Source organism: Sorangium sp. So ce590, from assembly GCF_051521365.1.
In the GTDB taxonomy this organism is placed as follows: Bacteria; Myxococcota_A; Polyangia; order Polyangiales; family Polyangiaceae; genus Sorangium.
Map to the genome: position 1 here is coordinate 1,548,862 of NZ_CP150346.1, position 25,686 is coordinate 1,574,547.

20 protein-coding genes are annotated in these 25,686 nt (G+C 73.7%); 8 read left to right on the top strand and 12 right to left on the bottom strand.

What is annotated here, in order from left to right; all coding sequences use genetic code 11:
- The first annotated feature begins 19 nt into the window (after positions 1 to 19).
- The gene (locus WMF28_RS05715; RefSeq protein WP_437601051.1) at positions 20 to 2,656 is read left to right on the top strand and encodes a HEAT repeat domain-containing protein; all 2,637 of its coding nucleotides are present in this window, start codon (positions 20 to 22) and stop codon (positions 2,654 to 2,656) included.
- 58 nt (positions 2,657 to 2,714) lie between these two features.
- Here WMF28_RS05715 and WMF28_RS05720 read toward each other — a convergent pair whose 3' ends face one another.
- Both WMF28_RS05720 and WMF28_RS05725 read right to left on the bottom strand, forming a co-directional pair.
- The gene (locus WMF28_RS05720) at positions 2,715 to 3,347 is read right to left on the bottom strand and encodes a hypothetical protein (RefSeq protein ID WP_437604217.1); all 633 of its coding nucleotides are present in this window, start codon (positions 3,345 to 3,347) and stop codon (positions 2,715 to 2,717) included.
- Entirely contained in the window at positions 3,347 to 4,423 is a 1,077-nt protein-coding gene (locus WMF28_RS05725) for an AAA family ATPase (RefSeq protein ID WP_437601052.1), read from the bottom strand. Before WMF28_RS05725 ends, WMF28_RS05720 begins: the two co-directional genes overlap by 1 nt.
- Before the next feature lie 79 nt (positions 4,424 to 4,502).
- Between WMF28_RS05725 and WMF28_RS05730 the strand changes: the two genes are divergently transcribed.
- Positions 4,503 to 4,958, top strand: a complete 456-nt coding sequence (locus WMF28_RS05730; RefSeq protein ID WP_437601053.1) for a hypothetical protein — start codon at positions 4,503 to 4,505, stop codon at positions 4,956 to 4,958.
- A 49-nt stretch (positions 4,959 to 5,007) separates the two neighbouring features.
- On the opposite strand, the gene boxB is transcribed toward WMF28_RS05730, so the two are convergent.
- Both boxB and boxC read right to left on the bottom strand, forming a co-directional pair.
- On the bottom strand, positions 5,008 to 6,447 hold the full coding sequence (gene boxB, locus WMF28_RS05735) for a benzoyl-CoA 2,3-epoxidase subunit BoxB (RefSeq protein ID WP_437601054.1): 1,440 nt from the start codon (positions 6,445 to 6,447) through the stop codon (positions 5,008 to 5,010).
- The gene (gene boxC, locus WMF28_RS05740) at positions 6,444 to 8,183 is read right to left on the bottom strand and encodes a 2,3-epoxybenzoyl-CoA dihydrolase (protein WP_437601055.1); all 1,740 of its coding nucleotides are present in this window, start codon (positions 8,181 to 8,183) and stop codon (positions 6,444 to 6,446) included. The genes boxB and boxC overlap by 4 nt, the downstream gene beginning before the upstream one ends.
- Positions 8,184 to 8,272: 89 nt before the next feature.
- Here boxC and WMF28_RS05745 point away from each other — a divergent pair, with 89 nt between their 5' ends.
- Positions 8,273 to 9,166 carry a shikimate kinase gene (locus tag WMF28_RS05745; protein WP_437601056.1) on the top strand — a complete coding sequence of 298 codons (894 nt, stop codon included), beginning with the start codon at positions 8,273 to 8,275 and terminating at the stop codon, positions 9,164 to 9,166.
- Positions 9,167 to 9,195: 29 nt separating this feature from the next.
- Positions 9,196 to 10,791, top strand: a complete 1,596-nt coding sequence (locus WMF28_RS05750; protein ID WP_437604218.1) for a glycogen synthase — start codon at positions 9,196 to 9,198, stop codon at positions 10,789 to 10,791.
- 89 nt (positions 10,792 to 10,880) lie between these two features.
- Here the strand turns inward: WMF28_RS05750 and WMF28_RS05755 are convergent, their stop codons facing one another.
- Entirely contained in the window at positions 10,881 to 12,050 is a 1,170-nt protein-coding gene (locus WMF28_RS05755; protein ID WP_437601057.1) for a DUF3829 domain-containing protein, read from the bottom strand.
- Positions 12,051 to 12,245: 195 nt separating this feature from the next.
- Between WMF28_RS05755 and WMF28_RS05760 the strand changes: the two genes are divergently transcribed.
- The 3 genes from WMF28_RS05760 to recN all read left to right on the top strand — a co-directional run bounded on the left by WMF28_RS05760 (position 12,246) and on the right by recN (position 17,544).
- The gene (locus WMF28_RS05760) at positions 12,246 to 13,058 is read left to right on the top strand and encodes a hypothetical protein (protein WP_437601058.1); all 813 of its coding nucleotides are present in this window, start codon (positions 12,246 to 12,248) and stop codon (positions 13,056 to 13,058) included.
- Between the two features lie 246 nt (positions 13,059 to 13,304).
- Complete coding sequence (locus WMF28_RS05765) at positions 13,305 to 15,812, top strand: hypothetical protein (RefSeq protein ID WP_437601059.1); 2,508 nt, start codon at positions 13,305 to 13,307, stop codon at positions 15,810 to 15,812.
- A 34-nt stretch (positions 15,813 to 15,846) separates the two neighbouring features.
- Positions 15,847 to 17,544 (top strand): DNA repair protein RecN, encoded by a 1,698-nt coding sequence (recN, locus tag WMF28_RS05770; RefSeq protein WP_437601060.1) that lies wholly within the window; start codon positions 15,847 to 15,849, stop codon positions 17,542 to 17,544.
- Positions 17,545 to 17,615: 71 nt separating this feature from the next.
- Here recN and WMF28_RS05775 read toward each other — a convergent pair whose 3' ends face one another.
- The 3 genes from WMF28_RS05775 to WMF28_RS05785 form a co-directional block, all read right to left on the bottom strand.
- Entirely contained in the window at positions 17,616 to 19,148 is a 1,533-nt protein-coding gene (locus WMF28_RS05775; protein ID WP_437601061.1) for an FAD-dependent thymidylate synthase, read from the bottom strand.
- Between the two features lie 165 nt (positions 19,149 to 19,313).
- Positions 19,314 to 20,132 (bottom strand): type I methionyl aminopeptidase, encoded by an 819-nt coding sequence (gene map / locus WMF28_RS05780; RefSeq protein WP_437601062.1) that lies wholly within the window; start codon positions 20,130 to 20,132, stop codon positions 19,314 to 19,316.
- On the bottom strand, positions 20,129 to 20,722 hold the full coding sequence (locus tag WMF28_RS05785) for a cobalamin ABC transporter substrate-binding protein (RefSeq protein WP_437601063.1): 594 nt from the start codon (positions 20,720 to 20,722) through the stop codon (positions 20,129 to 20,131). The genes map and WMF28_RS05785 overlap by 4 nt, the downstream gene beginning before the upstream one ends.
- Positions 20,723 to 21,105: 383 nt before the next feature.
- Here WMF28_RS05785 and WMF28_RS05790 point away from each other — a divergent pair, with 383 nt between their 5' ends.
- Entirely contained in the window at positions 21,106 to 21,945 is an 840-nt protein-coding gene (locus WMF28_RS05790; protein WP_437601064.1) for a hypothetical protein, read from the top strand.
- A gap of 228 nt (positions 21,946 to 22,173) precedes the next feature.
- Here the strand turns inward: WMF28_RS05790 and WMF28_RS05795 are convergent, their stop codons facing one another.
- From WMF28_RS05795 to WMF28_RS05810, 4 genes are all read right to left on the bottom strand, one after another.
- Positions 22,174 to 22,440, bottom strand: a complete 267-nt coding sequence (locus tag WMF28_RS05795; protein WP_020733528.1) for a NifU family protein — start codon at positions 22,438 to 22,440, stop codon at positions 22,174 to 22,176.
- A gap of 161 nt (positions 22,441 to 22,601) precedes the next feature.
- A complete protein-coding gene (locus WMF28_RS05800; protein ID WP_437601065.1) occupies positions 22,602 to 23,438 on the bottom strand; it encodes a hypothetical protein in 837 nt (278 codons plus the stop codon).
- A 98-nt stretch (positions 23,439 to 23,536) separates the two neighbouring features.
- Complete coding sequence (locus WMF28_RS05805) at positions 23,537 to 24,829, bottom strand: hypothetical protein (protein WP_437601066.1); 1,293 nt, start codon at positions 24,827 to 24,829, stop codon at positions 23,537 to 23,539.
- Positions 24,826 to 25,623, bottom strand: coding sequence for a hypothetical protein (locus WMF28_RS05810; RefSeq protein WP_437601067.1), 798 nt, complete (start codon positions 25,621 to 25,623; stop codon positions 24,826 to 24,828). Before WMF28_RS05810 ends, WMF28_RS05805 begins: the two co-directional genes overlap by 4 nt.
- Between the last annotated feature and the right edge of the window lie 63 nt (positions 25,624 to 25,686).

The following is a 25,686-nucleotide window of genomic DNA, read 5'->3' on the forward strand; positions in this document are numbered from 1 at the left end:
CGGAACTAGGATGGCGCGCATGAGCAGATCGCCGTTTCGTTCCCGGCGGCCTCGCATCGGCGCCGCCGTCGGGGTGATCGCAGCCTCGTCGACCCTCCTCGGCAACGCCGCCGCGCAGGTCGCGCCCGTGGTCCTCCCGCACGCGGCGGGCCAGCAAGCGCTCGCCGTCCGCATCGATCCGGGCGGGATCACCGCCCGCGCCTGTCCTGCGGCTGCCGCGTGCGCGCCCGACGGCGGCAAGGTCCTCGCCGTGCCCTCCGAGGTCGCGCCGCTGCTCGGCAGCGCGCGCGTCGTGCCGATCACGCTGCCCGGCGGCAAGCGCCTCGCGAAGATCGAGGCGCCCGCCGCGGGCAAACCCGCTTCCGCGAGCGCGCCGGGCGCCGGTAGCGGCAGCTGGACGATGCTGCTCGCGGCGCCGCTCGCAGGGAAGGGGACGGAGCCGATCGTGCTCTGGAGCGGCTGGACGGGCGTCGCGATCGGCGAGCACGGCGAGGCGCGGAGCGACGCCGTGGTCGTGGAGCCGCTCGGCAGCGGCAGCCGCGTGCTCGTCGGGCAGCTGCGCGAGGACGTGACGATCTGCGGGCGACCGGCGCTGGTCGGGGCGAGCGAGGTCGATCCCCGGACGATGACGCTCGTGAAGGGGGCGAGCTTCCAGAACCTCCCGGCCGAGGAGCGCCGCGCCGCGGGCAAGCTGGCCGCGGAGCGCCGCGAGGCCGACGCGGCGGCGCCCGCCTTCCGGCTGCTGCGCCCGACCGCGGCCTCGAGCGCGGTCGGCAAGCGCTTCGCGGAGATCGCCGACGGCGACCCGAAGACCGCGTGGTCCGAGGGCAAGGTGGGCGCGGGCCGGGGCGAGTTCGTGTCGTTCTCGTCGGCGGACGAGGTCGGGATCACGGGCCTCGGCCTGCGCATCAAGCCGCCCGACGGCGTCGAGGGCGGCGCCGCGCCGCGCACGCTCTTCGTGGCGACGCCCGATCGGCTCTTCCAGGTGAGCCTGCCCGAGGACGCGTGGCTCAAGGATTCCGCCGGCTACGAGGTGAAGCTCCCCGAGGAGATCAGGGCCTCGTGCCTCGCCGTCGTCCTCGACGAGGCGTACGCGCCGCGAGGCGCGGAGGACCGCGGCGCGCCGTCCGCTCCGGAGGTGCGCGTCACGATCGCCGAGGTCACGGCGCGCACGGCGTTCGACGGCCAGGGCCCGGGGACGCTCGTGGGCGCGCTCGCGGGCGGCGGCGAGCGATCCAGGGCGGCGGCGGCGCTGCTCGCGCGCAGCGGACCGGAGGGGATCGATGCGGCGATCGTCGGCTACGACAAGCTCGACGCGGCGGGCAGGCAGCTCGCCCGCGGCGTGATCGACGCGGCGCCGTGCGCGGCGCAGATCCCGTTCTTCACCGCGCGGCTCGCGTCCGGCGCGGCGGCGGCCGCGCGGCCCACGTCCGGCGCGGCGGGGGCCGCGCCTGCGCGCGCCCCCCGCGCCGCGGCGCCCGAGCCGGATCCCGAGCTCCACCACGCGCGCGATCGCATCCGCCGCTGCGGGCGCGCGGCCGCGCCTGCGCTGGCGGAGATCGTGAAGGAGGGCGGGGCCGCGGCCAAGGTGGCGGCGGCGGGGGAGCTCGCGCTCGTGGCGCCGGCGGAGGCGATCCCGGCGCTGCTCGACGCCCTCCCCGGGGCGCGCGGCGCGACGCGGCGCGATCTCAGGGCCGCGCTCGCGCTGGCGTCGCGGAACGGGCGGGCCGCTCCCGTCGTCGAGGAGGAGGTGCAGATGGAAAGGCTCCGCGCCCGTCCGGAGGACACGCAGCTCGATCTGCTGCGCGCGCTCGGGCCGGCGCTCGGGCGGGTGCGAGGCGGCAGCGCGGCGTTCCAGGCGCTCGCGTCCGCGGCTTCCGCGCCCTTCGCGCGGCGTTACCTGCTCCAGGCGCCGGCCGCGGCGCTCGCCCGCGCCGGCGAGGCGTCGGCCGAGGCGTACCTCCGCGCGTCGCTCCGGAAGGACGCGGACCCGCACGTGCGCCTCCGCGCCGCCGAGGTCGCGGCGGAGGTGCCGGCCCTCGCGCCGGACCTGCTCGCGGCGGCCTCCGATCCGGACGTGCGCGTGCGCGAGGCGGCGATCGTGGCGCTCTCGCGCGCGGCCTCCGCCGGCGCGAAGCTGCCCGCGGGCGCGGCCGAGGCGCTCGCGGCGCGGCTCGCCTCGGACCCGTGGACGTTCGTCCGCGGCGGCGCCGCGCTCGCGATCGGCGCGATGCCGGCGACGCCGGCGGGCGACCGGGCGCTCGTCGGGGCGCTCGCCGACCGATCGCCCGAGGTGCGCCGGCACGCGCTCGACGGCCTCGGCGCGCACAGGGCGACCGCGCACATCGAGGCCGTGCGCGACCGGGCGGAGGACAAGGCGGAGGACGTCGAGGTGCGCGCGCGCGCGATCCTCGCGCTCGGGGCGATGTGCGACGCGAGCTCGGTCGACCTGTGGACGCGGCTCGCGCTGCGGGCGAAGGCGCCGATCGGCGAGGGCGATCAGCGGCTCGGCTCGGCGGCCCTCGCGGCGCTCGGGGCGGTGCACCCGGCGGATCTGCCCGCGCGCCTCAAGCCGCTGCTCGACAAGGACACGCCGCACGGCCTGCGCGAGGCGGCGAGGGCCGCGCTCTCCGCGGCGCCGCAGTGCCGCCGGTGAGCCGCGCCGCGCGGCCGGGCTTCCCCCGCGCGGTCGTCGAGCGCACCGGCTGAGCGGCTCACCTCACGCCGCGGCCGGTCCGCCGCGGCAGCACGGCGCGGGCGCGCGCGAGCCACTCCGCGAGCGAGGCGGCGTCCTGGGGCACGGCGTCGAGGTCGGCGTCCTCCGCGACGCGCACCATCGCGGCGCCGTCGCCGGGCATCATGCCCTTCGCCGCGAGCATCGCATGCGCCCGGAGCGGCGACAGCTCCTCGGTCGCCTTCTCGCCGAGGAGCGCCAGGATCCAGCCCTCGAGCGCCGGCACGGCCACGCCGCCGATCACCTCGGGCGGCGAGGACAGGCTCGACGAGACGCGCCGGATGCCCTCCGCGATCGCCTCGCGGCGCGCCGGATCGCGGTCGATGTCGCGAGAGAACGCGAGGACGTCGCACCCTGCCTCCTTCGCGTCGATGGCCGCCCCGAGCACGTGGCGCGTGTCCTCGTGGGCCGCGCCGCGCGCCTGGTACTTCCGGATGCTCTTCCACTCGCGGGCGCCGCCGACGACCCACCCGCTCGGCTGCACGCGCGAGAGCAGCGTGAAGAGCACGCCGGGGTGCTTGTCGGACTGGTAGGCCGGGGCCCCGGCCCGGCTGCCGAGCTCGTTCTCGCCCTCGCCGACGAGGAAGACCCGGGTCCTCTCGAGCGGCTTCATCACGGCCGCGGGCCTCCTCCGAGGAGCGGCGCCTCGTCCGCGCCGTTGGCGTAGCTGAGCCAGAGCTCGCCGAGCGCGTACACCCTCGCCCGGTCCTCGAAGCCCGGCGTGTCCAGGATGCGCGTGGCCCTCATCCCCTGCTCGCCCGCGCGCGTGACGACCGTGACCTCCTCGGGCTGGAGCTCGTTCACGACGAGCGGGCTGTGCGTCGCGAGGAGGACCTGCGTCTTCTCGGAGACGATGCGCAGCGCGCGCATGACGTCGGCGATGCGCGCGGGGTGGAGCCCGTGCTCGGGCTCCTCGACGAGGAGCAGGGGCATCGGATCGAGGTGCGGCAGCGCCGCGAAGGCGAGGTAGTAGAGCATCCCCTCGCTCATCAGCGCCGCCGGCACGACGGCGCCGCCTTCGAGCTTCACCCCGATGGCCTTCGTGGTGGAGCTCGGGTTGGCGAGGTGGAGGCTCCTCACGCTGGGAAAGAGGCGGGTGAGCTCCTCGTTCAGCTCGATGTAGGCCGACAGGTCGCGGCTGATGACGGCATCGTAGAGGGCCGGCAGGCCGGTGCCGCGCTCGTCGGCGAAGCAGAGCGGCCGCCCGTCGGGGATCAGCGGGTGCGGGGCCCTCAGCGCGTCCGGGTCGAGGCGGAGCATCTGCGTGCCGCGCAGCGCCTGGACGATGTCCGGGGCGGGGCGTTCAGGGCTCGGCCCGCCGTTCGCGTCATCGTCCTCGTCGGCGTCGTCGAGCAAGGAAGGGGGCTCCAGGTCTCTGGGGAACGACGTCGAGCGGACCCGCCCTGCGGCGTCGAGCTCCACGCGCCACGTCGTGCTCGCCGCCGACACCTCGAACACGGCGCCGCCGTGGGCCTTGCTCGCCGGGGCGCCGCGCCCGAGCGGGTCCGGCGCCGGCGCCCCGAGCGCCCGCTCGAGGACGGAGGAGAGGGTCCGGAGCGCGCGCAGCACGGTGCTCTTGCCGCTGTCGTTGGGCCCGATGAGCGCGTGCAGCGGCGTGAGCTCCAGGGTCGCATCCTGGACGCAGCCGTAGCCCTGGATGCGGAGCTGCTCGACGTAGGGTCGGTCCATCGACGTCGACGCCAGCATACCCGCGCGCGCGCTGGCAAGGAACTTGGCCCGTCGCCGCCGACCCCTCTACGCCGCGATCATGCGCCGCCTCCCGTCGATCGCGCTCCTCCTCGTCGCGCTGGCCGTCCCCCTGGCCAGCGGCCTCGGCGCGAGGCCCGCCAGCGCCAGCGTCGCCCATGAGTCGCCTTACACTTTCGAGCAGACCTTCGGTACGGCGCTGCGCCTCGTGCGCGTCGATCTCGGCTTCAAGATCGTCGAGAAGGACGTCTCCAGCGGCTACTTGCTCTTCGAGTACAGGAGCCCGGAGAGCGGCGGCAGGGTGACGCAGGGCGCGATCGAGGTCGTGAACGGCCGCGCCGGCGTGCACGTCGCCGTGCAGCTCCCCGCGATGCCGCAGTACCACGAGCAGGTGCTCCTCGACGCCCTCGTGAAGAAGCTCGCCTCCGAGCACGGCGATCCGCCGAAGAAGGCGCCGCCGCCGCCCGTGGACGCGGGCGCCCCCCCGCCCGTGGACGCGGGCGCTCCTTCGGGGTGAGCGCAGCTCGCCGGCGCGCCGCCCCGGCCGAGCAGCGCTCGCCGCGCGCCTAGCCGCTGCGCCGCACGTACTCGAAGTCGACGGGCTTGCCCTTGAGCCCCTTCGCCGGCGCCGCGATCCAGTTCGCCATCTGCTTCGGATCGAACACGGGCTTCTCCATCAGGCTCCTCACGTACGCCTCGTCGCTCGCGGTCGGCAGCCACGCGTCGCGCCGGCGCTCCCACGCCTCCTTCGAGAGCGGGTCGCCGTCGACGTCGAAGTGGAGCCCCGCGTAGATCCCCGAGCTCCGGTGGAAGCGTCGGCTCGGCAGCCGCAGCCTGAACGGCACGCCCGCCTCCTCGATCACCCGGTTCATCTTGTCGATCCCGCGCTGCGAGTCGCTCACGTACTCGTCGCGCAGCACCTCGTTCATCGCGTTCCGGAGCGGCACCTCCTCGCGCCGCCACCCGGACACCGCGCCGCCCGCCGCCGCCACGGGCACGTCGAGCGCGTAGGCGCCGTCGATCGCCCGGTGATCCTCGTACGACTCCTCCTTCGCCCGGCCCTTCACGCTCGAGGCGAAGAACGACGCGGCGTTCGAGGAGATCTCCCCGCCGAAGAGATCGAGCGACACCGAGTACCAGAGGTTCAGGTACTTCTGCATCGTCGGCAGATCGACGCCGCCCTCGGCGCGCGCGTCCTCGTTCTTGTTGCGCTTCATCAGCTCGCACGTCCGCTGGACGATGCGGAGCAGGCCCGTCTCGCCGACGAACATGTGGTGCGCCTCCTCGGTCAGCATGAACCGCGTCGTGCGCGACAGCGGATCGAAGCCGCTCTCCGCGAGCGCGAGCAGCTGGTACTTGCCGTCGCGATCCGTGAAGTAGGTGAACATGAAGAACGAGAGCCAGTTCGTGCACGGCTCGTTGAAGGCGCCCAGGATCCGCGGCTTGTCCGGGTCGCCGCTCCGCCGCTCCAGGAGCGCCTCCGCCTCTTCCCGGCCGTCGCGGCCGAAGTGGCTTTGCAGGAGGTACACCATCGCCCAGAGATGCCGCCCCTCCTCGACGTTCACCTGGAACAGGTTCCGCAGGTCGTAGACGCTCGGGCAGCTCTGGCCGAGCAGCCGCTGCTGCTCCACGCTCGCCGGCTCCGTGTCCCCCTGCGTCACCACCAGCCGGCGCAGCATGTTCCGGAGCTCCCCGGGCACCTCCTGCCACACCGGCTCGCCCAGGTGATCGCCGAAGCCGATCTTCCGATCGGGCACCCGATCCGCGAGGAAGATGCCCCAGCGGTACTCGGGCATCTTCACGTAGTCGAAGTGCGCCCACCCCTCGTGATCGACGCTGATCGCCGTGCGCAGGTAGATGTCGTCCGCCTGGAAGCCCACGGGCCCCGTCTCCCGCCACCAGTCGATGAACTTCGGCTGCCACGCCTCGAGGGCGCGCTGGAGCTTCTTGTCCGACGCGAGGTCGACGTTGTTCGGGATCCTGTCCGAGTTGATGACTGCGCTCACGTCCGCCTCCAGTCGAATTCGGGGCGCTCCGGGCGCCCGTACATGGTCAGCGCGCCCCGCTGGCCCACCGCGTTGGGGCGCTGGAAGATCCAGTTCTGCCAGGCCGACAGCCGCGAGAAGATCTTCGTCTCCATCGTCTCCGGCCCGCAGAAGCGCAGGCTCGCCTCCATCCCGGTCAGCGCGTCGGGCGACAGGCTCACGCGCTCCTCGATCGCGAGCCGCACCTCGTCATCCCAGTCCATCGCGTCCGGCGCGAAGGTGCAGAGGCCCTCCTCCAGCGCCTCCTCGGCGGACAGGAGGCCCGTCCTCTCCTTCAGCGCGGCCGCGCGCTCCGGCGCGCCCAGGAAGCGCGACGCGAGCCGCGTCAGGCCGTTCGACATCGTCAGCGGACCGAAGCTGAGCGAGCTCAGCGCGATCGTCGCGGCCGATGTGGGCGACGCGTCCTCTCCGCCGTCCAGCATGTAGGACCGGTCTGCCGCGAGGGCGAGCTCGAACAGGCTCCCCGCGAAGCACGAGCCCGGCTCGATCAGCGCGAACACGCTGCGCGCCGTGAGGTCGAGCCGCTTGAGCACGCGCCGCATGTGGAGCAGGACCTCCTTCACGAACCAGTCGTCCCGGCTCGCCCACAGCGCCTCGTCCGCGGCCCGCACCGCGTCCGGAGAGCCGGTCGTCCTCAGGAGGACGAGGCCCACCATCGGGTGGTTGAAGCGGAGATCGAGGAGCGCGTCGTCGAGCTCGCGGAACGCGCGGAGCGCCCACAGGTCCGCGCCGGCCCGGCGCATCCCGGCGGCGTCCGCCGGCCCGTCGCCGTCCGGCCCGAGCACGCGGATCTCCGCCGTCCGCGCGGCGCGGTCGACCTTCAGCGAGACGTGGCGGTAGTCGCAGGTGGACGCGTCGCCGTCCTCGGCGCGCCGCGCCTCGAGCGGCGCGAGCTTCACCCCCGGCCCCGGCCTGTCCGGCGTCGCCGCCGCGAGCTCGGCGGCGCGCTGGGCCACCGCCTGATCGAAGCGGCTCCTCGGGATCGAGCGATCGACGAGGCCCCACTCCTGCGCGCGCTTGCCGCGCACCCCTTCGGCCAGCGTCGAGAACACGTCCGCGAGGTCGCGCCGCACCTTGCGCTTGTCCACGAGCCGCGTGAGCCCCCCCGTGCCCGGCAGCACGGCGAGCAGCGGCGTCTCCGGGAACGAGACGGCGCTGCTCCCGTCGTCGCACAGCAAGATCTCCTCGCACGCGAGGGCGAGCTCGTAGCCGCCGCCCGACGCGACGCCGTTCAGCGCCGCGAGGTAGCGCTGCCCGCTCTCGGAGCACGCCTCCTCGAGCGCGAGCCGCGTCTCGTTCGTGAACTTGCAGAAGTTGACCTTGAACGTGTGCGACGACGACCCGAGCATGTAGATGTTCGCGCCCGCGCAGAAGATCCGCGGCTGAGCGCTCGTCACGACCACCGCCTTCACCTCGGGGTGCTCGAAGCGCAGCCGCTGCACGATGTCGGCGAGCTCGATGTCGACCGCGAGGTCGTAGCTGTTCAGCTTCAGCTGGTAGCCGGGCCGCATCGGCGCGTCCTCGTCGACGTCCATCGCCACGCGCGCGATCGCCCCCTCGAACGAGAGCTTCCAGTGCCGGTAACGGCCCGGCTCGGTCTCGAAGCGGAGGGGCGCGCCCTCGCCGGATGAGCCCTCTTCCCGGGCTCGGGTCTGCGGCTCCGACGCCGCCGAAGGAGCAGAGGTGGTCGCTTCCATACCCGACGAGCCCACCACCGCGACGGGTCTCAGTCAAGCAGTATAGTTCTTGATGACGCGGTTCTCATGAAATATAGTGCATCAAAGAGATGCCGCCCCGCCAGACATCGCCTCGGGAGCGCGTCCAGCAGAGCCAGGGCCCGGAGGCCGTCGCCGACGACGCCGGCGGTGGTGCGTCGCCGATCCTCGCGCACCTCGCCGGGCGGCTCCGGCAGCGTCGCCAGGAGCTCGCGCTCACCCTGCGCGAGCTCGCCGAGCTCGCCGGGGTGAGCGAGCGCTTCCTGGTGCTGCTCGAGAGCGGTCGGGCGAACGTGTCCGTGGTGCGGCTGGAGGACATCGGCCGCGCGCTGCGCACCTCGGCCGCCGCGCTGCTCTCGGCGGGCGAGCTCGTCGAGGAGGAGGCGTCGCGCGGCCCGTCATCGGGCGAGGCGGGGGCGGCCGGCGGGGTGCTCGTCGCGCTGCTCGGCCTGCGCGGGGCCGGCAAGACCACGATCGGCGGCCGCGCGGCGGCGCGGCTCGGGGCGCCCTTCCTCGAGCTCGACGGGCTCGTGGCGGCCCGCGCCGGGATGAGCCTCGCGGCCCTGTTCGAGATCCACGGAAACGCCTACTACCGGCGGCTGGAGCGCGAGGAGCTCGCGCGGCTCGCCGACGCGCGCGCCCACGGGATCGTGGCCACGGGCGGCGGCCTGGTGACCGATCCGGCGACCTTCGAGCGGCTGCGGCGCTGCGCGGTGACGGTCTGGCTGCGGGCGAAGCCCGAGGACCACTGGCGCCGCGTGGTCGAGCAGGGGGACGCGCGCCCCATGGCCAACCGGGCCGACGCCATGAAGGAGCTCAGGGCGCTCTTCCAGGCGCGGCGCGCGCTCTATGAGCAGGCTGACTTCGTGGTGGACACGTCGGCGCTCGGACTCGCCCGCTCTGTCGATCGCGTGGTCAAGATCGCTCGTGAAGCTGGTAGAAGGGACGCGACGCGCTCGCCTTGATCTGGGGCGCGCTCCCTCCTTCCATGTCCATGCCGCGCATGAAAATTCTCTTCGTGGTGTCCGAATGCGTCCCCTTCAGCAAGACCGGTGGCCTCGCCGACGTGGCGGGCGCGCTGCCGATCGCGCTTGCCGCAGCTGGCCATGACGTGCGCGTCGTGATGCCGGCCTACCGGGTCGCCAAGCGCTACCTCGCCCGCCAGATCGCGCTCGCCGAGCAGCAGGCCGGGGGCAGCGGGGCGAGCGCCGCGAAGGCCGCCGACACGCCGGCGAGCGCCGCGGCGCAGGGCGAGGACGGGTCGTCTCCGGCGGAGCGCTTCATGCCGCACCGGTTGCCGGAGCCGCTCGGCGTGCCGCTCGGCGGGGGTGAGGCGTGGACCGGCATCTGGGAGACGCGCCTCGATCCCGGGACCCCCGGCGCGCCCGCGCCCAGCGTGTACCTGCTCGAGCACGACGTGTTCTACGATCGCGACGGCATCTACGGGGACGCGCACGGCGAGTTCGGCGACAACCTCGCCCGCTACGGGCTGCTGTCGCGCGGCGCGCTGCAGCTCTGCCACGCCCTCGGCTTCTGGCCGGACGTCGTCCACGTCCACGACTGGCAGACGGCCCTGGTCCCGCTCTACCTCAACGTCCTCGAGCACCGCTCGCCGCTCGCGCGCGCCGCGTCGGTGCTGACGATCCACAACCTCGGCTACCAGGGCTGGTTCAACAAGACGCAGCTCCCCACGACGGGGCTCGGCTGGGATCAGTTCCACAGGTTCTGCCTGGAGGCGTACGACAGCATCAACCTGCTCAAGGCCGGCATCTACAACGCCACGCTCGTCTCCACGGTCTCGCCCAGGTACGCGCAGGAGATCCAGACGTGGGAAGGCGGCGAGGGGCTCGACGGCGTGCTCCGGGATCGCGGCACCGACGTCATCGGCATCCTCAACGGCATCGACGATTCCATCTGGAACCCCGCGACCGATCCCCACATCGCGGCGACGTACTCGGCCGAGGATCTGGGCGACAAGCGCCTCTGCAAGGCGGCGCTCCAGCGCGAGATGGGCCTCGAGGAGCGCCCCGACGTCCCGCTCCTCGGGCTCATCAGCCGCCTGGCGACCCAGAAGGGGATCGACATCCTCGCGGGCGCGCTCGACCATATCCTGTCGCTCGACGTCCAGCTCGTGATCCTCGGCTCCGGCGAGCGCTGGGCCGAGGACCTCTTCTCGCGGATCGCCGGCTCGAGCGATCGCCTCCGTGTCCATGTCGGCATGAACGAGGGGCTCGCCCACCGCATCGAGGCGGGCGCCGACCTCTTCCTCATGCCGTCGCGCTACGAGCCCTGCGGCCTGAACCAGCTCTACAGCCAGCGCTACGGGACGCTGCCGGTCGTGCGCGCCGTCGGCGGCCTCGACGACACGGTCGAGAACAACGTCACGGGCTTCAAGTTCGAGGAGATGTCGTCGATGGCGCTCGGGAACACCGTCGCCTGGGCGGTGCACCTCTACCGCGCCGACCCGGCGTACTTCCGGACGATGCAGCTGCGGGCGATGAAGAAGAACTTCGGCTGGGCGCACGCCGCGCGGCAGTACGAGGCGCTCTACCGCCTCGCCATCTCCCGCCGCACCGGCCGCCCGCTCTGATCGCGCCCGCGCCCCCGGAGGGAGGCGCGGCGCGTTCAGAGCGCGCGGGCGCCGGCGCCTCCCTTCCGGGGAGCGCCGCCCGGGGCGCGCTACTCCTTCTGCGGCGCGTCGGCCGGCGCGTCGGCCGGCGCGGCCGGCTTCGCGGCCCTGGCGGCCTCGCGCGTCGCCGCCTGGCCCTTCGCCATGAGCGAGCGCGAGAGCGCCCGGTGCTTGCCCTCGATCACCGACACGAAGCTCGTGACGACCGGCAGGAACAGGGCGGGCGAGGAGATCCCCTGGCCCGTCAGCTTCGGCTCGGCCGCCTTCACGTCGCGGAGGAAGCCGTCGAGCGCGGGCGTCATGATCTTGGACCACGGGTCGGTCTGGTGGGTCGTGCCGTGGGCCTTGAGCGCTGCCGCCGACGTCTCCACCTTCTGGAGCGCGGTCTTCACCGCCGCGGGGTCGACGTTCTTGCTGGAGAGGATCACCATGAGCGCGCGCGCGTCCTCGAGGGCCGTGATCGCCGCCTTCTGGCCCTCGTCCGCCTTCGCGAGGTCGGGCATGTGCGACGAGTGCCACGCGGACACCACGAGGCCGAGCTTGTCGGAGTGCGCGTCGAGCTTCTGGAAGTCGGCGATGAGCTTCGCGTGGAGCTCCTTGCCCTTCGCGAAGCTGTCCTTCTTGTACTCCTCGCGCTGGTAGTAGTTGGCCGCCGAGGCGATGGTCTTCGCGAGATCGGTCGCGAACGGCGCGTACTCGGCGAGCGCGGTGTCCACGTCCGGCATGGCCGGGTCCTTGAGGCTGAGGGCGACGGTGCAGGCGCGCGCGTTGCGCTCGTGCGGCGCGCGCGCGCTGAAGTTGAACGGCCGGCGGTCGTCCTTGCCGGGCCCGGTCTTGGCGGCGGCGGCGCCGGGCACGGGCGGCTTGGCGGGGAGCAAGCCCTTCGGGGCGTCCCCGGCCTTCGCCTGCTCCTCGGTGCCGAACTTCGGGATCTTCTTCTCGCTGGGCTCGTCCTTGCCGAGGCTCGCGAGGTACGTGTCGCGGGCCTGTTTCAGCGAGAGCGTCCCGAAGTAGCAGACGTCGACGCGGTACTCCTTCAGCGACTGCGGGTCGACCTTCGTGAGCGGCGACACGGGCGTCCGCAGGCTCGCCTTACCCTTGTTCGCCGCCGCGGAGCTTGCCGGCTCCGGCTGGGGAGGAGGCGGGTCCTCCTTGCAGCCGGCGGCGCCGCTGGCAACGAGCACGAGCGCGATGGAACAGAGAGACCTGACGGAAATCATTCGGTGTGCCTCCTCGGCTGGCGCAGAACGGGCGCATCATGCCTAAGCCGGCGGCGCTTGCAACACCGGCCATGGACGGGAACTTGCGGCGCTGGTAGGGAAAACCCCGGCTCGGGCCCCAAACACGCGAGGTCTCTGGGTTCTTCCTGGCGTCCGCTGTGGCTGATGAAACGATCAGGGTCTAAGGTCGGCCGCGTGAAGCTGCGAAGCCTGACCTTGGACGAGCTGACCTTCGACGACGAGCGCTCTTTCCGGCACGTCGCGCTCTACGACGATCTGAAGCAGGTGCTCCGGCGCGACGGGTACCGCTTCCGGGTGCCCGAGGGCGAGGCGAGCTGGGACCGCGTCGTCTTCTTGAACCTGACGTTCTGGAGCCAGAGTGAGCAGGGTGACCTGATCGCCAGCGAGCACGTCGCCGCGGACGTCGTGACGCACGTCGCGTGGCACCACCTCGCCCACCGCGCCCTCACCGCCGCGAGCGCCGGCGCTCCGCCCAGCGCGGAGGCGCTCCTGCTCGCCGAGTCCATCGCGAGCGCCTTCGATCTGTACCTCGTGGGGCGCCTCCTCGGGCACGCTCCGAACGCCGAGTTCCTGGCCACGCAGGTGCCGGCGATGGCCGAGGCGGCCGAGGCGAGTGGGCTCTCCGATGCCGGCTTCGAGGCGCTCCTGGAGAGCGTGTCCGCGGATCCGGAGCGCGCCTTCGAGGACCTGCGCGCCCTGCTCTTCGATGTGACCACGGCGCTCCTGCCCTGCGATCGCCTGAGCCGCGCGGCCGAGATCCTCTCCGGCTTCGACGCGCACCGCTTCGCCCCGCTCCTCCACCACTACGAGCTGTCGAACTGGCTCCTGTCGACCCGCGCTCCCGGGTCCCCGCCCGCCCCCGATCCGGTCGCCCGCGCCGTCGACGCGGCGCTGCGGAGCGCCGCGGTCTCGCTGGAGTGGCTGGAGCAGCGCTGGGTGCGCCCTCCCGCGCCGCTGCCGGTGAGCGCCGAAACGCCCTCCGTATAGGGCGAAACCTCGCGAAGGCTGCGGTGGAGGGGGTGGAGGCCGGAGGCGCCGAGCGGGCGAGCCGGAGGGCGACCGCCCCGGTCAATTGCCAAGAAGATTGCGCGCCCTGACGAGCTGCGCGATTCTCCTCCCACGGTGCAACTCGCCTGCTCTGTCTGCAGGGCCTACGTGGAGATCGGGGTAGGACGCGAGATGCGTCCGTCCCTCCCGTTTGTCTGCAAATCCTGCCGCACGAAGAGCAAGCAGTTGGCGTCTGACCGGGGCGAGCCGCGGTCGTCACCCTCGGTCGTTCCGAGCTCCGCGAGCGGGCGCGACCGGGGCGAACCGCCGGGCGAGCCGGAGCGGGCGAGGCTGTCCTCCGGGCCTGCGCCCGAGAGGGAGCCCGAGCTGCCCGGCGACCTGCTGGACGCCGAGACGACGCTCCCGGGCGCGGGCATCCAGCGCAGGCCAGCGCCCGCGGGCGACCCGGAGCGGCGCGCGGCGTCGGCTCCGCCGGCGCGGAAGCGAGGGCTCACGCTCGCGGAGCGGATCGCGCAGCAGGAGCTGGACGCCGCGCCGGAGTCGAGCCCGAGGGCGCATCGGCTGGATGCGCTCGACGTGGCGGCGGAGGCCTCGCTCGAGCACGCGGTGGTGACGCCGGACGGCGGGCTGGGGCGGCGTGAGGTCCCGATGCGGCCTCGCACGTTCGCCGGCGTCCCCTGGGAGGACTCGCGCCGCGGCGGCGGGGCGGCGCCGTCGACGGGCGGCCGGAGCCCGTCGGCGCTCCCTCCTGCCGACTCCGATCCCGTCTCGATCCAGGATCTCGCGCAGATGCTCTCCCCCGGGGTCGAGCCGCCCTCGCTCTCCTTCGGGTCGGGCGCCGCCGAGGCCGAGCGCGCGAGCCAGCGCGCGCCGGCGCCCGAGGCCGCCGCGAGGCCGCGCGCTGTCGCACGGTCGCCGATCCCGGTCCGGCCGCCGGCGCGGCGAGAGCACCGCGTCACGACGGCGCCGGCGGCGGTGCGACCGCGATCCGCCGCCACCCCGCGCGCGGGCGCCTCCACTCGGCCTATCGCGCCGCCGTCCGAGATGCCGCCGGCGCCGCTGTCCGAGATGCCGCCGGCGCCGCTGTCGATCGACGAGGCCCGGCCGTCGTCTCACCGCTCGTCGCCCGAGCTCCGCCTCCAGGACGTGCAGGCGATGGCGGCGCTCGCCCCGCAGCCTCTGCCGTCCACGCGGCGCGTCCGGTCCGGCCGGGGACCCGCGGACGCCTCCCCGGCGGACCTCGCCCTGCTGGGGTCGCTCTCCCCGCCGCCGGCCGCGAGCCCGCCGCCGATCGCTACTTCGACGCGCGCCCCGGAGGCGTCGCGGCGAGAGCGCGCGAAGCCGACGGCGGCGGAGGCGCAGGGCGCCGCGGAAGGGCTGCGCGAGCAGGGGAGCGACGAGCGGCCCGCGCGCGAGCCGCTGGCGCGCGCGAGCGACGCCCCCAGGGCGACCGGCCGCCCGCCGGGCGACCGGATCAGCCAGAGCGATCTTCGTGGGCGCGCCGGTCGCAAGGAGGACTCGGGTCTGATCGACCTGCGCAGCATGGCGCCGCCGCCTGACGCGGCGGGTGAGGCGCGCCGCAACGAGAGCCGGGCCGACGAGGAGATCCTGAGCATCAGCGGCGGGCTGTTCGAGGGAGCCGCCGCTGAGCGCAGCTCGTCTTCGTCGTTCCCCGAGCAGCCGAGCGAGCCCGACCTCGTGGCCGTCGAGGGGCACACGTCCTCCGAGGATTCCGAGGAAGAGACGCCGGTGCGCACCTCGATCACGGCCAGCTCCCTCGTATCGGAGGGGCTGCGCATCCTCTCGACGCCGGCGTGGCGCCAGTACATGGCGATCACCGGCTGGGTGACCGTCGTCTTCATCGTGTTCGGCGCCGCGCTGTACCTCGCGCAGGCCCACGGTCGATCGTCCAGCGCCACGGCGAGCCATCCCGCGCCGGCGAGCAGCGGCGACGCGCTCGCCGCCGCTCCGCCGGAGGCGGCGCCGCCGTTGCCGGCTGCACCTGCCCCTGCCGACCAGGCCGCCGACCGCGAGCCGTCCCTCGATGACGAGCCGATCGCGGATCTGCCGGCCGTCGCCCCCGGCCTCGTGGAGGAGGCGCCGGTCGCCTCCGCCGTCTCGACGGGCGAGCCGGCCGCGCCGCCCCCCCCCGAGCCGGCGCAGGCGCGCGCTGCACCGCGGCCGGCGCCTCCGCCGAGCGCCGCGCCGGCGGCGAGCGTCGTGCTCGCGGCGGGCACCGCGCCGGCGGCGAGCGCCGCGCCGGCGGCGAGCGCCGCGCCGGCGGCCAGCGTCGCGCCGGCGGCGGGCACCGCGCCGGAGGCCAGCGCCGGCCCGCGTATCGGCGAGGAGGCTCAGGCGGCCGAGAAGCCAGCCCGGGACGCGGCGGCGTCCGCGCCCGAGCGCTCAAAGCCGGCGGCCAAGCCGCCGACGGCGGCCTCGCCGCTCCTGCCGGCGAAGGACGAGCCCGCCCGCTTCGATCAGAGCGCGGCGACCAGCGCCCTCGCGTCCGCGGCCGCGGCCGCGGCCGGCTGCACCGGCGAGGGGCTCACGGGCACGGCCCGCGTGGCCGTCACCTTCTCGCCCTCGGGCAAGACCATGTCGGCGCGCGTGGAAGGGGGCGATCTCGTCGGGACCGCCACCGCCGCGTGCATCGCCGCCGCGTTTCGCAGCGCCACGGTGCCGCCTTTCGAGGGGATCCCGGTCACCGTCATGAAGCAAGTGAAGATCCGCTGACGACGGGCCGAAAGCTTTCTATCCTCCCGCCGCTGTGCTGGTCGCGCTTCGGGTCAAGAACTTCATTCTGATGGATGCTCTCGAGCTCCGGCTCGAGCCTGGCTTCAACGTGCTCACCGGCGAGACGGGCGCGGGCAAGTCCATCGTCGTGGGCGCGCTCTCGCTGGTCCTCGGCGGCCGCGCGAGCGCGGAGCAGGTCCGCCCCGGCGCGGACGACGCCGAGATCGAGGCGCTCTTCGACGTGCGCAGCTCGGATCGCGCGATGGCGATGCTGGACGCCGCCGGCATCGCGAGCGACGGCGAGATCGTGATCCGCCGCGTGATCCAGGCGACCGGCCGTTCGCGCGCCTACCTGAACGGCCGCCTCTGCACCGCGGGCGAGCTCCAGGCGTTCGCCCCGGAGCTCGCCGACGTCGCCTCGCAGCACGAGAGCGTCGCGCTCACCGACCCGTCGACGCACCTCGGGTACCTCGATCGTTTCGGCCGCCTGGTGCCGGCGCGCAGCGAGCTCGCGGCGGACGTCAGCGAGCTCGAGGCGCTCACCGCCCAGCTCAGGGCCGCCCGCGAGCTGGAGCGCGGCCGCGCCGAGCGCGAGGCGTTCCTCTCCTTCCAGCTCCAGGCCATCGACGCGCTCTCGCCGCGCCCCGGCGAGCTCGCCGATCTCGCGGCCGAGCGCAACCGGCTCCGCCACGCGGGCCGCCTGCACGACATCACGCGTCGCGCGGCGTCCCGCCTCGATCAAGGGGACGACGCGATGTGCGACGAGCTCGCGCGCCTCGCCTCGGAGCTCCGGGCCGCCGCGGAGATCGACCCCGCCCTCGACGACGTAGCCCGCGCCGTCGACGGCTGCTGGACGGAGCTCAGCGAGGCGGCCCGCCAGATCGGCCGCTACGCCGAGCGCGCGGAGGCCGATCCGGATCGCCTCTCCGAGATCGAGGATCGCATGTACCGCCTCGAGGGCCTGCTCCGGCAGCACGGCCCCACGCTCGACGACGTGCTCGCCGCGCGGGCGCGCCTCGCGGCCGAGCTCGGGCACCTCTCGGGGGTCGAGAGCCACGTCGCGGAGCTCGAGCGGCGGCGCGACGCCCTGCTCGCCGTCGCCGCCGATCGCGCCCGCAGGCTGTCGGCGAAGCGGCGGAAGGCCGGCGAGAAGCTCGGCGCCGCGATCTCGACGGAGCTCGCTGACCTCGGCATGGGCGGCGCGCGGGTGGTCGTGGACATCGAGCCGCACGGCGGCGACCGCGCCGCGCTGGTGGTCGACGGCGCCCGCCTCGGCCAGGACGGGATCGACCGCGTCGAGTTCCTCATCTCGCCCAACAAGGGGATCGAGCCTCGCCCCTTGCGCCGCATCGCCTCGGGCGGCGAGCTGTCGCGCGCGTTGCTCGCGCTCAAGCGCGTGCTCGCGGAGTGCGGGCCGGCGGGGCTCTACGTCTTCGACGAGGTCGACAGCGGCGTCGGCGGCGCCGTCGCCGACAAGATCGGGCGCGCGATCGGCGACGTGGCGCGCCACCACCAGGTGCTGTGCATCACCCACCTGGCGCCCATCGCGGCGTTCGCCAGCGCGCACTTCGTCGTCGCCAAGGAGAACGCGGGCGGCATCGCGAAGAGCTCGGTCTCGCGCGTCGACAAGAAGGACCGCATCGCCGAGGTCGCACGGATGCTGTCGGGCGCGAAGGTCACGGGCGCGTCGCTCCGGGCCGCGACGGAGCTCATCGAGGCGGCGCGCCTCTAGCGCGGCGGTCGTACCCGAGGCGGGGCCGGCGCGGATCCGCCGCGCGGCGCGGATCCGCCGCGCGGCGCGGATCAGCTCCGCGCGAGCGCGTAGTCGTTCAGATCGACGCGGACCATGTCCTTGAGCCAGGGGTGCACCGTGATCGCGGTGCGGTACAGCCCCTGGGCGATGCGCCGGTAGCTCGTGTGCCCCTGCTTCGCCGAGCGGAGCTCGATGACGTGGAAGAGCTCGCGCAGGTTCAGCGTCCAGAGGGTCCTCACGCGGAAGCCGAGCGGCACCGCGTACTGCGCCTCCAGGGGGTAGCGCTCCTCCATGGCGTGCCAGGCGTCGCGCGCCGCGAGCATCGCGTCCTGGTAGGCCTCGGCGTAGCCGAGCTCCGACAGGGCCTGCGGCGTCTCGAAGCCGAGGCGGCAGGTGAGCCGCTGCGTCGCGGGCGTCAGCATCCGGTGGCGCTGCAGGTCGCGGTACGCGCCGTAGTCGAGCATCAGCTCGAAGGTGATCGTCGACGCCTCGAACGCGCGCGGCGGCGCGTCGTACGGGCCGCGCTTCTCGCACGCCGCCTGCGCGATGGCGATGAGCTCCGGCAGCGTCGCGCGGCGGAGCGCGTCGCCCAGGTTGTAGGCGTGCGCGCCCGGGTCGCTGCCCTCGTACGCCAGCGCGAGCGCGATGCGCTCCAGCGCGTCCTTGTCGTAGCGCACGAGCCGGACGGGTTGGTTTATCACCATCGTCGCGCTCGCGCCCTCCTCCGGCGGCGTGTAGACCCGCTTCATCGCCGCGGCGACGGTGGCTTGCAGCCCCTTCCGGAGCTCGTTCGGCGCGGCGTACTTCACCAGCGTCGGGGTCACGGCGAGCGCCGCCGCGTGCATGTCGCGGGCGACCCTGCGCACCTCCTCGAGCGGGTGCGACATCATCTTCGTGAGCAGGATCTCGAGCGCCCTCGCGTTCGCGGTGAGGCCGATGTTCGTCCGCGTCCCCGCCGGCAGGAGGCCGCGCAGCAGATCGCACGCCTGCGAGCGCAGCGCTCCCCTGTAGGCGGCGTCCGACATCTTCTCGGGCTTCGGCTCGCGCGTGCTCAGCCGCTCGGTCACCTTCGGGACCAGGTCGAGGTAGGTCGCGAAGAGCCGCTCGCTGGAGGCCTGGTACCTCGCGCTGTCCTTCGCGTCGAGCTCCGGCAGGTCGACGAACGAGTGCTGATCGAAGACGACGTAGCGCGTGCTCTTCTCCGTGTACGAGCCGAGCCTCAGGTCCTCGATCGTCTTGGAGGCGACGATGCTCACGTTCTCGATCGCGAGGTGCACAACGGCGTGCTCTGCGACCGACGCGTGGCCGTAGCCGACGACCCACTTCTCGTGGAAGCTCCGCGCCTTGTCTGACGCGAACGCGAGCCCCCGGCGCGGCCGGTCGTCGGCTTCTGGGGCCACGTCGAGCTCCTGGTCGCCGAGCAGGCGTGCCAGGTTGGTGCGCAGATCATCGCGGCTGCGCGAGTAGTACGCGAACAGGACGGCGATGACTTCTTCCGGCAGACCCGACAGCGAGAACACGTCAGCCGTCAGGCTCGACACATACGGCGCGATTCTGGCACGCGACGCTTCGTCCAAGGCCATGCCCTGCTTCTACCCCTAATCCTCGGCCGATCGGTCGACAAAACTCCGTTCCGATCGACGGCGCCGGTCCACCTCGGCCCTCCTGGTCGGGCCCGGCCGGCGCGCGCCGCCCGACGCGGCGCGCCCTGCCTGCGTGCGGCGCACAGCGCCGGCGCGCGCCGCGCCTCAGAGCGCCCGCGCCGCGGAGACGGCGAACGGATCCGGGAAGATCTCGCTGTTCGCGAGCGGCCGGCTGCGCCGGGTCAGCACCTCGCAGCCGGTCCTCGTGACGACGATCGTGTGCTCGAACTGCGCCGACAGCGAGCGATCGGCGGTCAGCGCGGTCCACTTGTCTTCCAGGACCTCGACCTCGTAGGTGCCGATGTTGATCATCGGCTCGATCGTGAAGCACATGCCGGCGCGGAGGCGGGTGCCGCTGCCGTACTTGCCCACGTGCGAGACCTGCGGCGCCTCGTGGAAGCGCCGCCCGATGCCGTGGCCGACGAAGGCCCTCACCACCGAGCACCCCTCGGCCTCGGCGAACTCCTGGATGGCGGCCCCGATATCGCCGAGGCGCGCCCCGTCCCGGACCTGCGCGATGCCGAGCTGCAGGCTGCGCCGCGACACCTCGGTCACGTGCTTCGCCTCGGGCGACGGCTTGCCGATGTAGAAGGTCGCGGAGGTGTCCCCGTAGAAGCCGTTGTAGATGGTGGTGACGTCGACGTTGATGATGTCGCCCGGCTCGAGGACGCGGTCGCACGGGATGCCGTGGCAGACCACCTCGTTGATCGACGTGCAGACGCTCTTCGGGAACCCGTGGTAGTTGAGCGGCGCGGGATAGCCGCCGCGCCGGATCGTGTCCTCGTGGACGAAGGTGTTGATGTCCTCGGTGGTGATGCCGGCGCGGATCATCTCGCCCACCGCGAGGAGCGTCTCGGCCGCCATCTGGCTGGCTACCCGCAGTGCGTCGACTTCTTTGACCGTCTTGATGCTCACGTTGCTCACGGCGCAGACAGCTCCCCGAGGACGACGGCCTCCTTGACGGCCGCGGCGACCTCCGCTGTATCAGGTGAAAGGTGCCAGTGGATCTCCGGCTCGTCGTCCTCGCCGGCGAAGCGCCGGATGAAGGCGATGAAGGTGAGCCCGCGGAGCCGCGCGTCGACCGCCTTGGCGATGCCGAACGCGCGGCTGGTCGGGCGGATGTGGAGCTCGAACGTCCGATCCGGCACCCTGGGTGTGGCCAGGGGAGGGTAGCCGACCTGGATCCCGAGGTGATAGGTGCTCTGTTCTCCGATCGTGTCGACGGTCACCGTGCTCACGCGGACCCGCGCGACCACGTCGGCTGTCTGCGCCCTCTCCCGGAGGAAGGGGTCGGATCGGGGCGAGGGGCCGTCCAGCGAGAAGCCCACGGCGGCAGGCTCGATGTTGTCGTCGAAGACGTCGCGCGCATGCCCCTCCCACGCGACCGCCCCGCCCTGAGGGTCGACGGACGTCGCGGGGCGCCCCTGGCCGGCGACGCAGCCGCCGGCGGGGCCAACGGTCGCCAGCGCGGCGAGCGCGAGGCGAAGGGGAGCGGCACCGGCGGCAGGGATCATCCTTGGGACCGGAGCTCGTAGCACGTCGCCTGGCCTCTGTCAGGACCCGGCACACATCGGTTGCCCCCTGTTGCAAGCTGTTACAAACGCTTACCCGCGCCTACGCCCGCTGTTGAGGCCGATTTCCCCCTCGTCGCCCGCGGCCGCTCTTCCGCCTCTGCGCTCCGCGCGCCCGGCGTTCGTCCTTCACCGGCTCCACCGGACCGGCTCCATCGATCCGGCCGAGCCGCCGTCCAACGTCGGCGGTTGGCCCCGGTCGGCGGGGATCCTATTCTCCCGTCCTACCGCTGGTGCTAGCGTTCCCCGGCTTGCCGGGCGGGGTTTCTAACTTTTGCGATTGCAGAGCGCGCAGGGACAGCGCCTGCGCCGGCTGGAGGAAGAACATGAAAGCGAAGAGGCTCCTGGGAGCAGCGTTGGCCGTCGGGCTGGGCCTTGCGGCGATCGCGAGCACGACCGAGGTCGCTGCCCAGCCGAAGAAGGAGAAGAGCGGGGCACCTGCCCGGCCCGCCGAGCCGCCGGCGACGAGGAAGACGATCGCGCTGACCCCTCCGGGGATCGCGTGGGGGATGAGCACGAAGCAGGTCGCGGCCGTGATCGACAAGATGCTCGATGCGGCGTACGTGCCGCGTTACAAGGCGACGTCGCCCGGCGTGAAGATGAGGGCGCTCGACGCCGAGCTCGCCGAGGAGAAGAGCGCGTTCCGCCGCAGCCGCATCGACTTCGGCAAGCTGCCGACGGGCGTGGACGCGACGCCGCTCAAGAGCGAGTACACCTACCTCAACAGGGAATCGATGATGACGCTGACCCGCGACAGCGGGAAGCGGTACTTCTTCTTCATCCAGGACAAGCTCTGGAAGATCATCGACGAGCACGCGCTGGGCGAGGGCAACGCGCGCGGCAAGGACTACCAGTCGGCCGTCGTCAAGCTCTCGACGACGTTCGGGTTGCCTGGGCGCGTGATCCCGCCCGAGCCGGAGAAGGGCCGCTACGTCACCGAGGTCGACTGGAAGGACGCGGCCACGCACTTCCGCGCGATCGAGCGCAGCGAGGGCGAGATCGCGTTCGCCTACGAGGATCTGGTGACGCTCAGCAGCCTCGAGTCGCTCCGTCCCAACAAGCCGGTCGACGCGAACGCCATCGATCCCGCCGTCGCCTCCGCCGTCCGCAAGGAGGAGCCCCCTCCGGGCCCCCCTCCCACCGACAAGCCCGGCAAGAAGAAGTAGCCCCGTCTCCCGCCCCCGACCCACGGCGCCGCGCCCGCGGCGCTCTCCGCTCCCGACCCATGGCGCCGCGCCCGCGGCGCTCTCGCTCTCGACCCACAGAGCCACGCTCGCGGCGCGGACCCGCACAGGAGACGGGCCCAGATCGGCGTTTTCGGCGCGGAGGCGTACTTCTGTACGCCGAGCACCGAAAACGTCGAGATGGGCCCGTATCCGAAGCGGGTCCGCGCCTCAAGAAATGAGGGAGGCGCCGTCGGGGACGCGCATTCCGTTGGTCACGACGACCCGCGCAGATGGCGCGACCGCGAGCACCGCCGGCTCGATCACCGCGCGCGCGGTGAGCATGGCTCCGGGACAGCCCGAGCATGCGCCGGCCAGGTGGAGCGTCAGGTGGTCGGGCTCGACGGCCACGATGTAGAGCTCACCGCCGTCGGCTCGGACGAGCGGCGCGATGACCTCGCGGCAAACCTTGAGAAGCTGATCGATGGAAGCCGGCATGGGGGGGTGAGCTCGGCAGCGCGAGCCAGGCGCGAGCCTAGCACGGCAGCGCTCGATCGGGAGATCGGCCCCACCTCGCTGTCGGCTGTCACGGCGCCGAGGCCGCGGCCGGGGGCCCGCGCTCGTCTCGACGCTCAGGGTCGACGCTCAGGGCCTCGCGCTCAGAGCGTCGAGCTGAGCGCGGCGACGCCCGCGTCGGCGGCGAGCTCCGGCGTGCGCTGCGCCGCGGCGCCGAAGGTGCGCCCGGCGATCTCGAGCGTCCCGCTCCACGGACCCGAGGCGGTCTTCGCCGGCAGGTCGAGCTTCTCGAGCGCCTCGGTGTTGACATCGGGCGTCTCCGGTCCGCCGTACGCCTTCCCGCCCTTCCACACGAAGACATAGAGCAGCGGCGTCGCCTTCAGGCCGTCGCGCTTGGCGATCTCGGCGACCTCCCGCTTGGCCGCCTCTTGCAGCCGGTACGCGTAGGCGCGGAACGACCAGCCCGTGACGAAGAGGCCCTTGAGCTCGCCGTCGCTCGCCTTGACCGGATGCGCGGCGACCCACTGGAGATCGGGGCCATTCCTGACGCCGCGCATCTCCTGCATCTCCCCGAACGCCTCGACCAGCCCGCTGTCCGGCGCCAGCACCTTCCTGAGCTCGGGGAACGAGGCCAGGACGGACCTGTTGGCGAGCATGTCCGGATCGGTCTCGCTGCGCAGCACCGTGCCGCTCGGATCGGCGAACGAGAAGAAGGTGCTCTTCGCGAAACCGAGCTCCTTGACCGAGGCGCGCGTGCCCGCGATCGCCCGCTGGAGCCCGAGCAAATTCGCGCCCGGGTCGGTGTCAACCAGCGTCGCGAGCGTCTGCGAGCCCACGGGGAGGCCCGTCCGCACCTGGCCGACGTCCTCCGCGACGATCGGAGCGAGCTTGGCGCAGAGCTCCGCGGCCTGCTTCTGCGACGTCTTGCCGTCGTCCTGACACGCGCTCACGAGGGCGGCGACCAGCGCACAGGTGAGCACGACGGGCTTGCTTTCGCTTCGCGCGAAGGTTGAAGAGCGCATCATCGGGAACGACTCTCCACGGGGAGCGGTGTTCCGTCGGCCAGGACCATCGCGCCTCAAAGGGTTTCCGGGGTTACAAAGACGATCTCGATCCGCGCGTTGCGAGCGCGCTCGCTGCCGCCCGGGTCGACGACTGGGGCCGCGGAGCCCGCGAGGAACGGCGCGATCTGCGGGGTCGCGGGGGCCCCGGCGGCGTTCGCGCCCTGCGCCGGATCGAGGGCACGGACGACGGCATCGGCCCGTGCGGTCCACGCGGGCTCTTCCCTGGCGCTGATGTCCCGGTCCGTGTGCACGACCACGGCCACGGGGAACGAGGGGTGCGCGGCGGCGACCCGCGAGAGATCGCGGAGGCGCGCCTCGCCGGCTTTCGTGAGGGCGTTGCCGGCGAACAGGCCCCGGAGCGTGACCGCGATGCCGCGATCGTCGCGAACGGGCGACCAGGTGCCTGCGGCCGAGAGCTCTGCGAGCAGCGCGTCGCCGGCGCCGGGCGCGCGGGTCACCGGCGTGGCGGCGCGGCGCGCGGCGGTCAGCGCGGCGAGGCAGCCTGCACGCGCGCGGGAGGCCTGGTCGATCGGCGCCGGGATGGCGCGGGCAGAGCCGCCGGCCTCCGCGAGATCCGCGTCGAGCTTCTTGATCGCGGCGGTCGCCTCCTCGAGCTGCGCCGCAAGGTTGCCGCGGCCGGGCTGCGCGCTGCTGGGCTGCGCGGCGCCGGCGGGCTGCGCGCTGCTGGGCTGCGCGGCGCCGGCGGGTTGCGCGCTGCTGGGCTGCGCGGCGCCGGCGGGCTGCGTGTTGCTCGGCGGCCCCGACGCGGCCAGGAGGCGCGCCGCACCGCACAGAAGGCGGGCCTGGAGCGCGAGCGAGCGCGCCGCGGCGAGGCGCGCCTTCTCGCGATCCGCGTCGGCCTTGCCCGACGGGACCACGGGCTGCGCGTCGCGCGCGACCTTGATCCGCATGTCGAGCGCGTCGACCTCGGCCGCGACGCGCGCCTGCTCGGCCTCGAGGCCCGCGAGGGACGCCTCGCCGGCCGAGCTCTGCGCCTTCGCCTCGGTCTCGGCCGCCTCGGCCCGGGCCACCCGCGACAGCGCGTGCGCGCGCGCGTGCGCGGCGACCGCCTGCTCGCCGAGGATCTGCGCCCCGGAGTGATCCTTGCTGTCGAGCGCGGCGAGCGCGTCGCCACGGAGCTTCTCCGCCCGGGCGAACGCGCCCGGCGCGTACCGCTTCGACTCGGCTGCGGCCGCCCCGGCGCGGACGTGATCGAGCTCATCGAGCACCACGGGCCGCGGGATCGGCGCGCACGCGCCGAGGAGCACCCCCGCGACGGCGACGGTTGCGAGGCGGCGCGCGCTCAAGGCGTCCCCTCCTTGCTCGCCGGAGCCGCCGCCTTGCCCGCGTTCCCGCTGCCCTTCGCGGCGGCGGGCGGCCGTTGAGCCCCCGGCGTTCCCCCCCTGCCAGCCGCCTTCTTGCCGGCCTCGATCCGCTGCGCTTCCACGCTGCTCGCCGCCCTGGTCGCCTCGCGCGCCTCGGCCTCGATCCGATCGAGCTCCGCCGCGGCGCGGCCACGCCGCGCCTGCGTCTCCTCGAGCAGCGCGCGTGCCCGCTCGAGCTTCGTCTCGACCTCGCGCGCCCGCTTCGCCGCCTCCACCGCCGCGGCCTCCGCCGCCGCGGCCCGCAGCAGCGTCCTCGCTGTTTCCGCCCACTCGAGGGCCACCGCGTCGAGCCGCCGCGCGTTCGTCGCGTCGCCCGCCGCGCGCGCGCCGTGCGCGCGCTGGAGCGCCTGCTTCGCCTGCGCTACCGGCTCGCCCACGACCTTCGCGTCGCCCTTCGCCGGTCCTCTCGCCTGGGCCGGCTCGTCGCGCGGCGCCCCGCCGGCGGCCTCCTCGCCGTCGGCGGCCTTCTCGCCTCCAGCGGCCTTCTCGTCGGCGGCGGGTGAGGGCGCCGTCGCGACGCGCCCCTCGATCTCGTGGAGGATCTGCGCCGCCTTGGCGCCGTCACCGGGCGGCGGCGCGGGCACCGTGGCGAGCGGCCTCTCTCCTTCGCCGTGCGCCAGGGCGTCGCCGCCGCCGAGCGAGGCCGCGAGGGCGAGGAGCAGCGCTTGGCTCGACCGGCGCCGCCGCGCGTCGCAGAGCATGGGGCGGGAACGCACGTCCGCCAGGTAGCAAACAGGGCCTCCGCGAGCAAGCGCGGCGGGCCCTCCGCGCACCGCCCG

Coding starts and splice junctions, on each gene's coding strand:
- WMF28_RS05715 (WP_437601051.1), top strand. CDS start 20: ATGAGCAGATCGCCGTTTCGTTCCCGGCGGCCTCGCATCGGCGCCGCC.
- WMF28_RS05720 (WP_437604217.1), bottom strand. CDS start 3,347: ATGAAGCCGCTCGAGAGGACCCGGGTCTTCCTCGTCGGCGAGGGCGAG.
- WMF28_RS05725 (WP_437601052.1), bottom strand. CDS start 4,423: ATGGACCGACCCTACGTCGAGCAGCTCCGCATCCAGGGCTACGGCTGC.
- WMF28_RS05730 (WP_437601053.1), top strand. CDS start 4,503: ATGCGCCGCCTCCCGTCGATCGCGCTCCTCCTCGTCGCGCTGGCCGTC.
- boxC (WP_437601055.1), bottom strand. CDS start 8,183: ATGGAAGCGACCACCTCTGCTCCTTCGGCGGCGTCGGAGCCGCAGACC.
- WMF28_RS05745 (WP_437601056.1), top strand. CDS start 8,273: ATGCCGCCCCGCCAGACATCGCCTCGGGAGCGCGTCCAGCAGAGCCAG.
- WMF28_RS05750 (WP_437604218.1), top strand. CDS start 9,196: ATGCCGCGCATGAAAATTCTCTTCGTGGTGTCCGAATGCGTCCCCTTC.
- WMF28_RS05755 (WP_437601057.1), bottom strand. CDS start 12,050: ATGATTTCCGTCAGGTCTCTCTGTTCCATCGCGCTCGTGCTCGTTGCC.
- WMF28_RS05775 (WP_437601061.1), bottom strand. CDS start 19,148: ATGGCCTTGGACGAAGCGTCGCGTGCCAGAATCGCGCCGTATGTGTCG.
- WMF28_RS05785 (WP_437601063.1), bottom strand. CDS start 20,722: ATGATCCCTGCCGCCGGTGCCGCTCCCCTTCGCCTCGCGCTCGCCGCG.
- WMF28_RS05790 (WP_437601064.1), top strand. CDS start 21,106: ATGAAAGCGAAGAGGCTCCTGGGAGCAGCGTTGGCCGTCGGGCTGGGC.
- WMF28_RS05795 (WP_020733528.1), bottom strand. CDS start 22,440: ATGCCGGCTTCCATCGATCAGCTTCTCAAGGTTTGCCGCGAGGTCATC.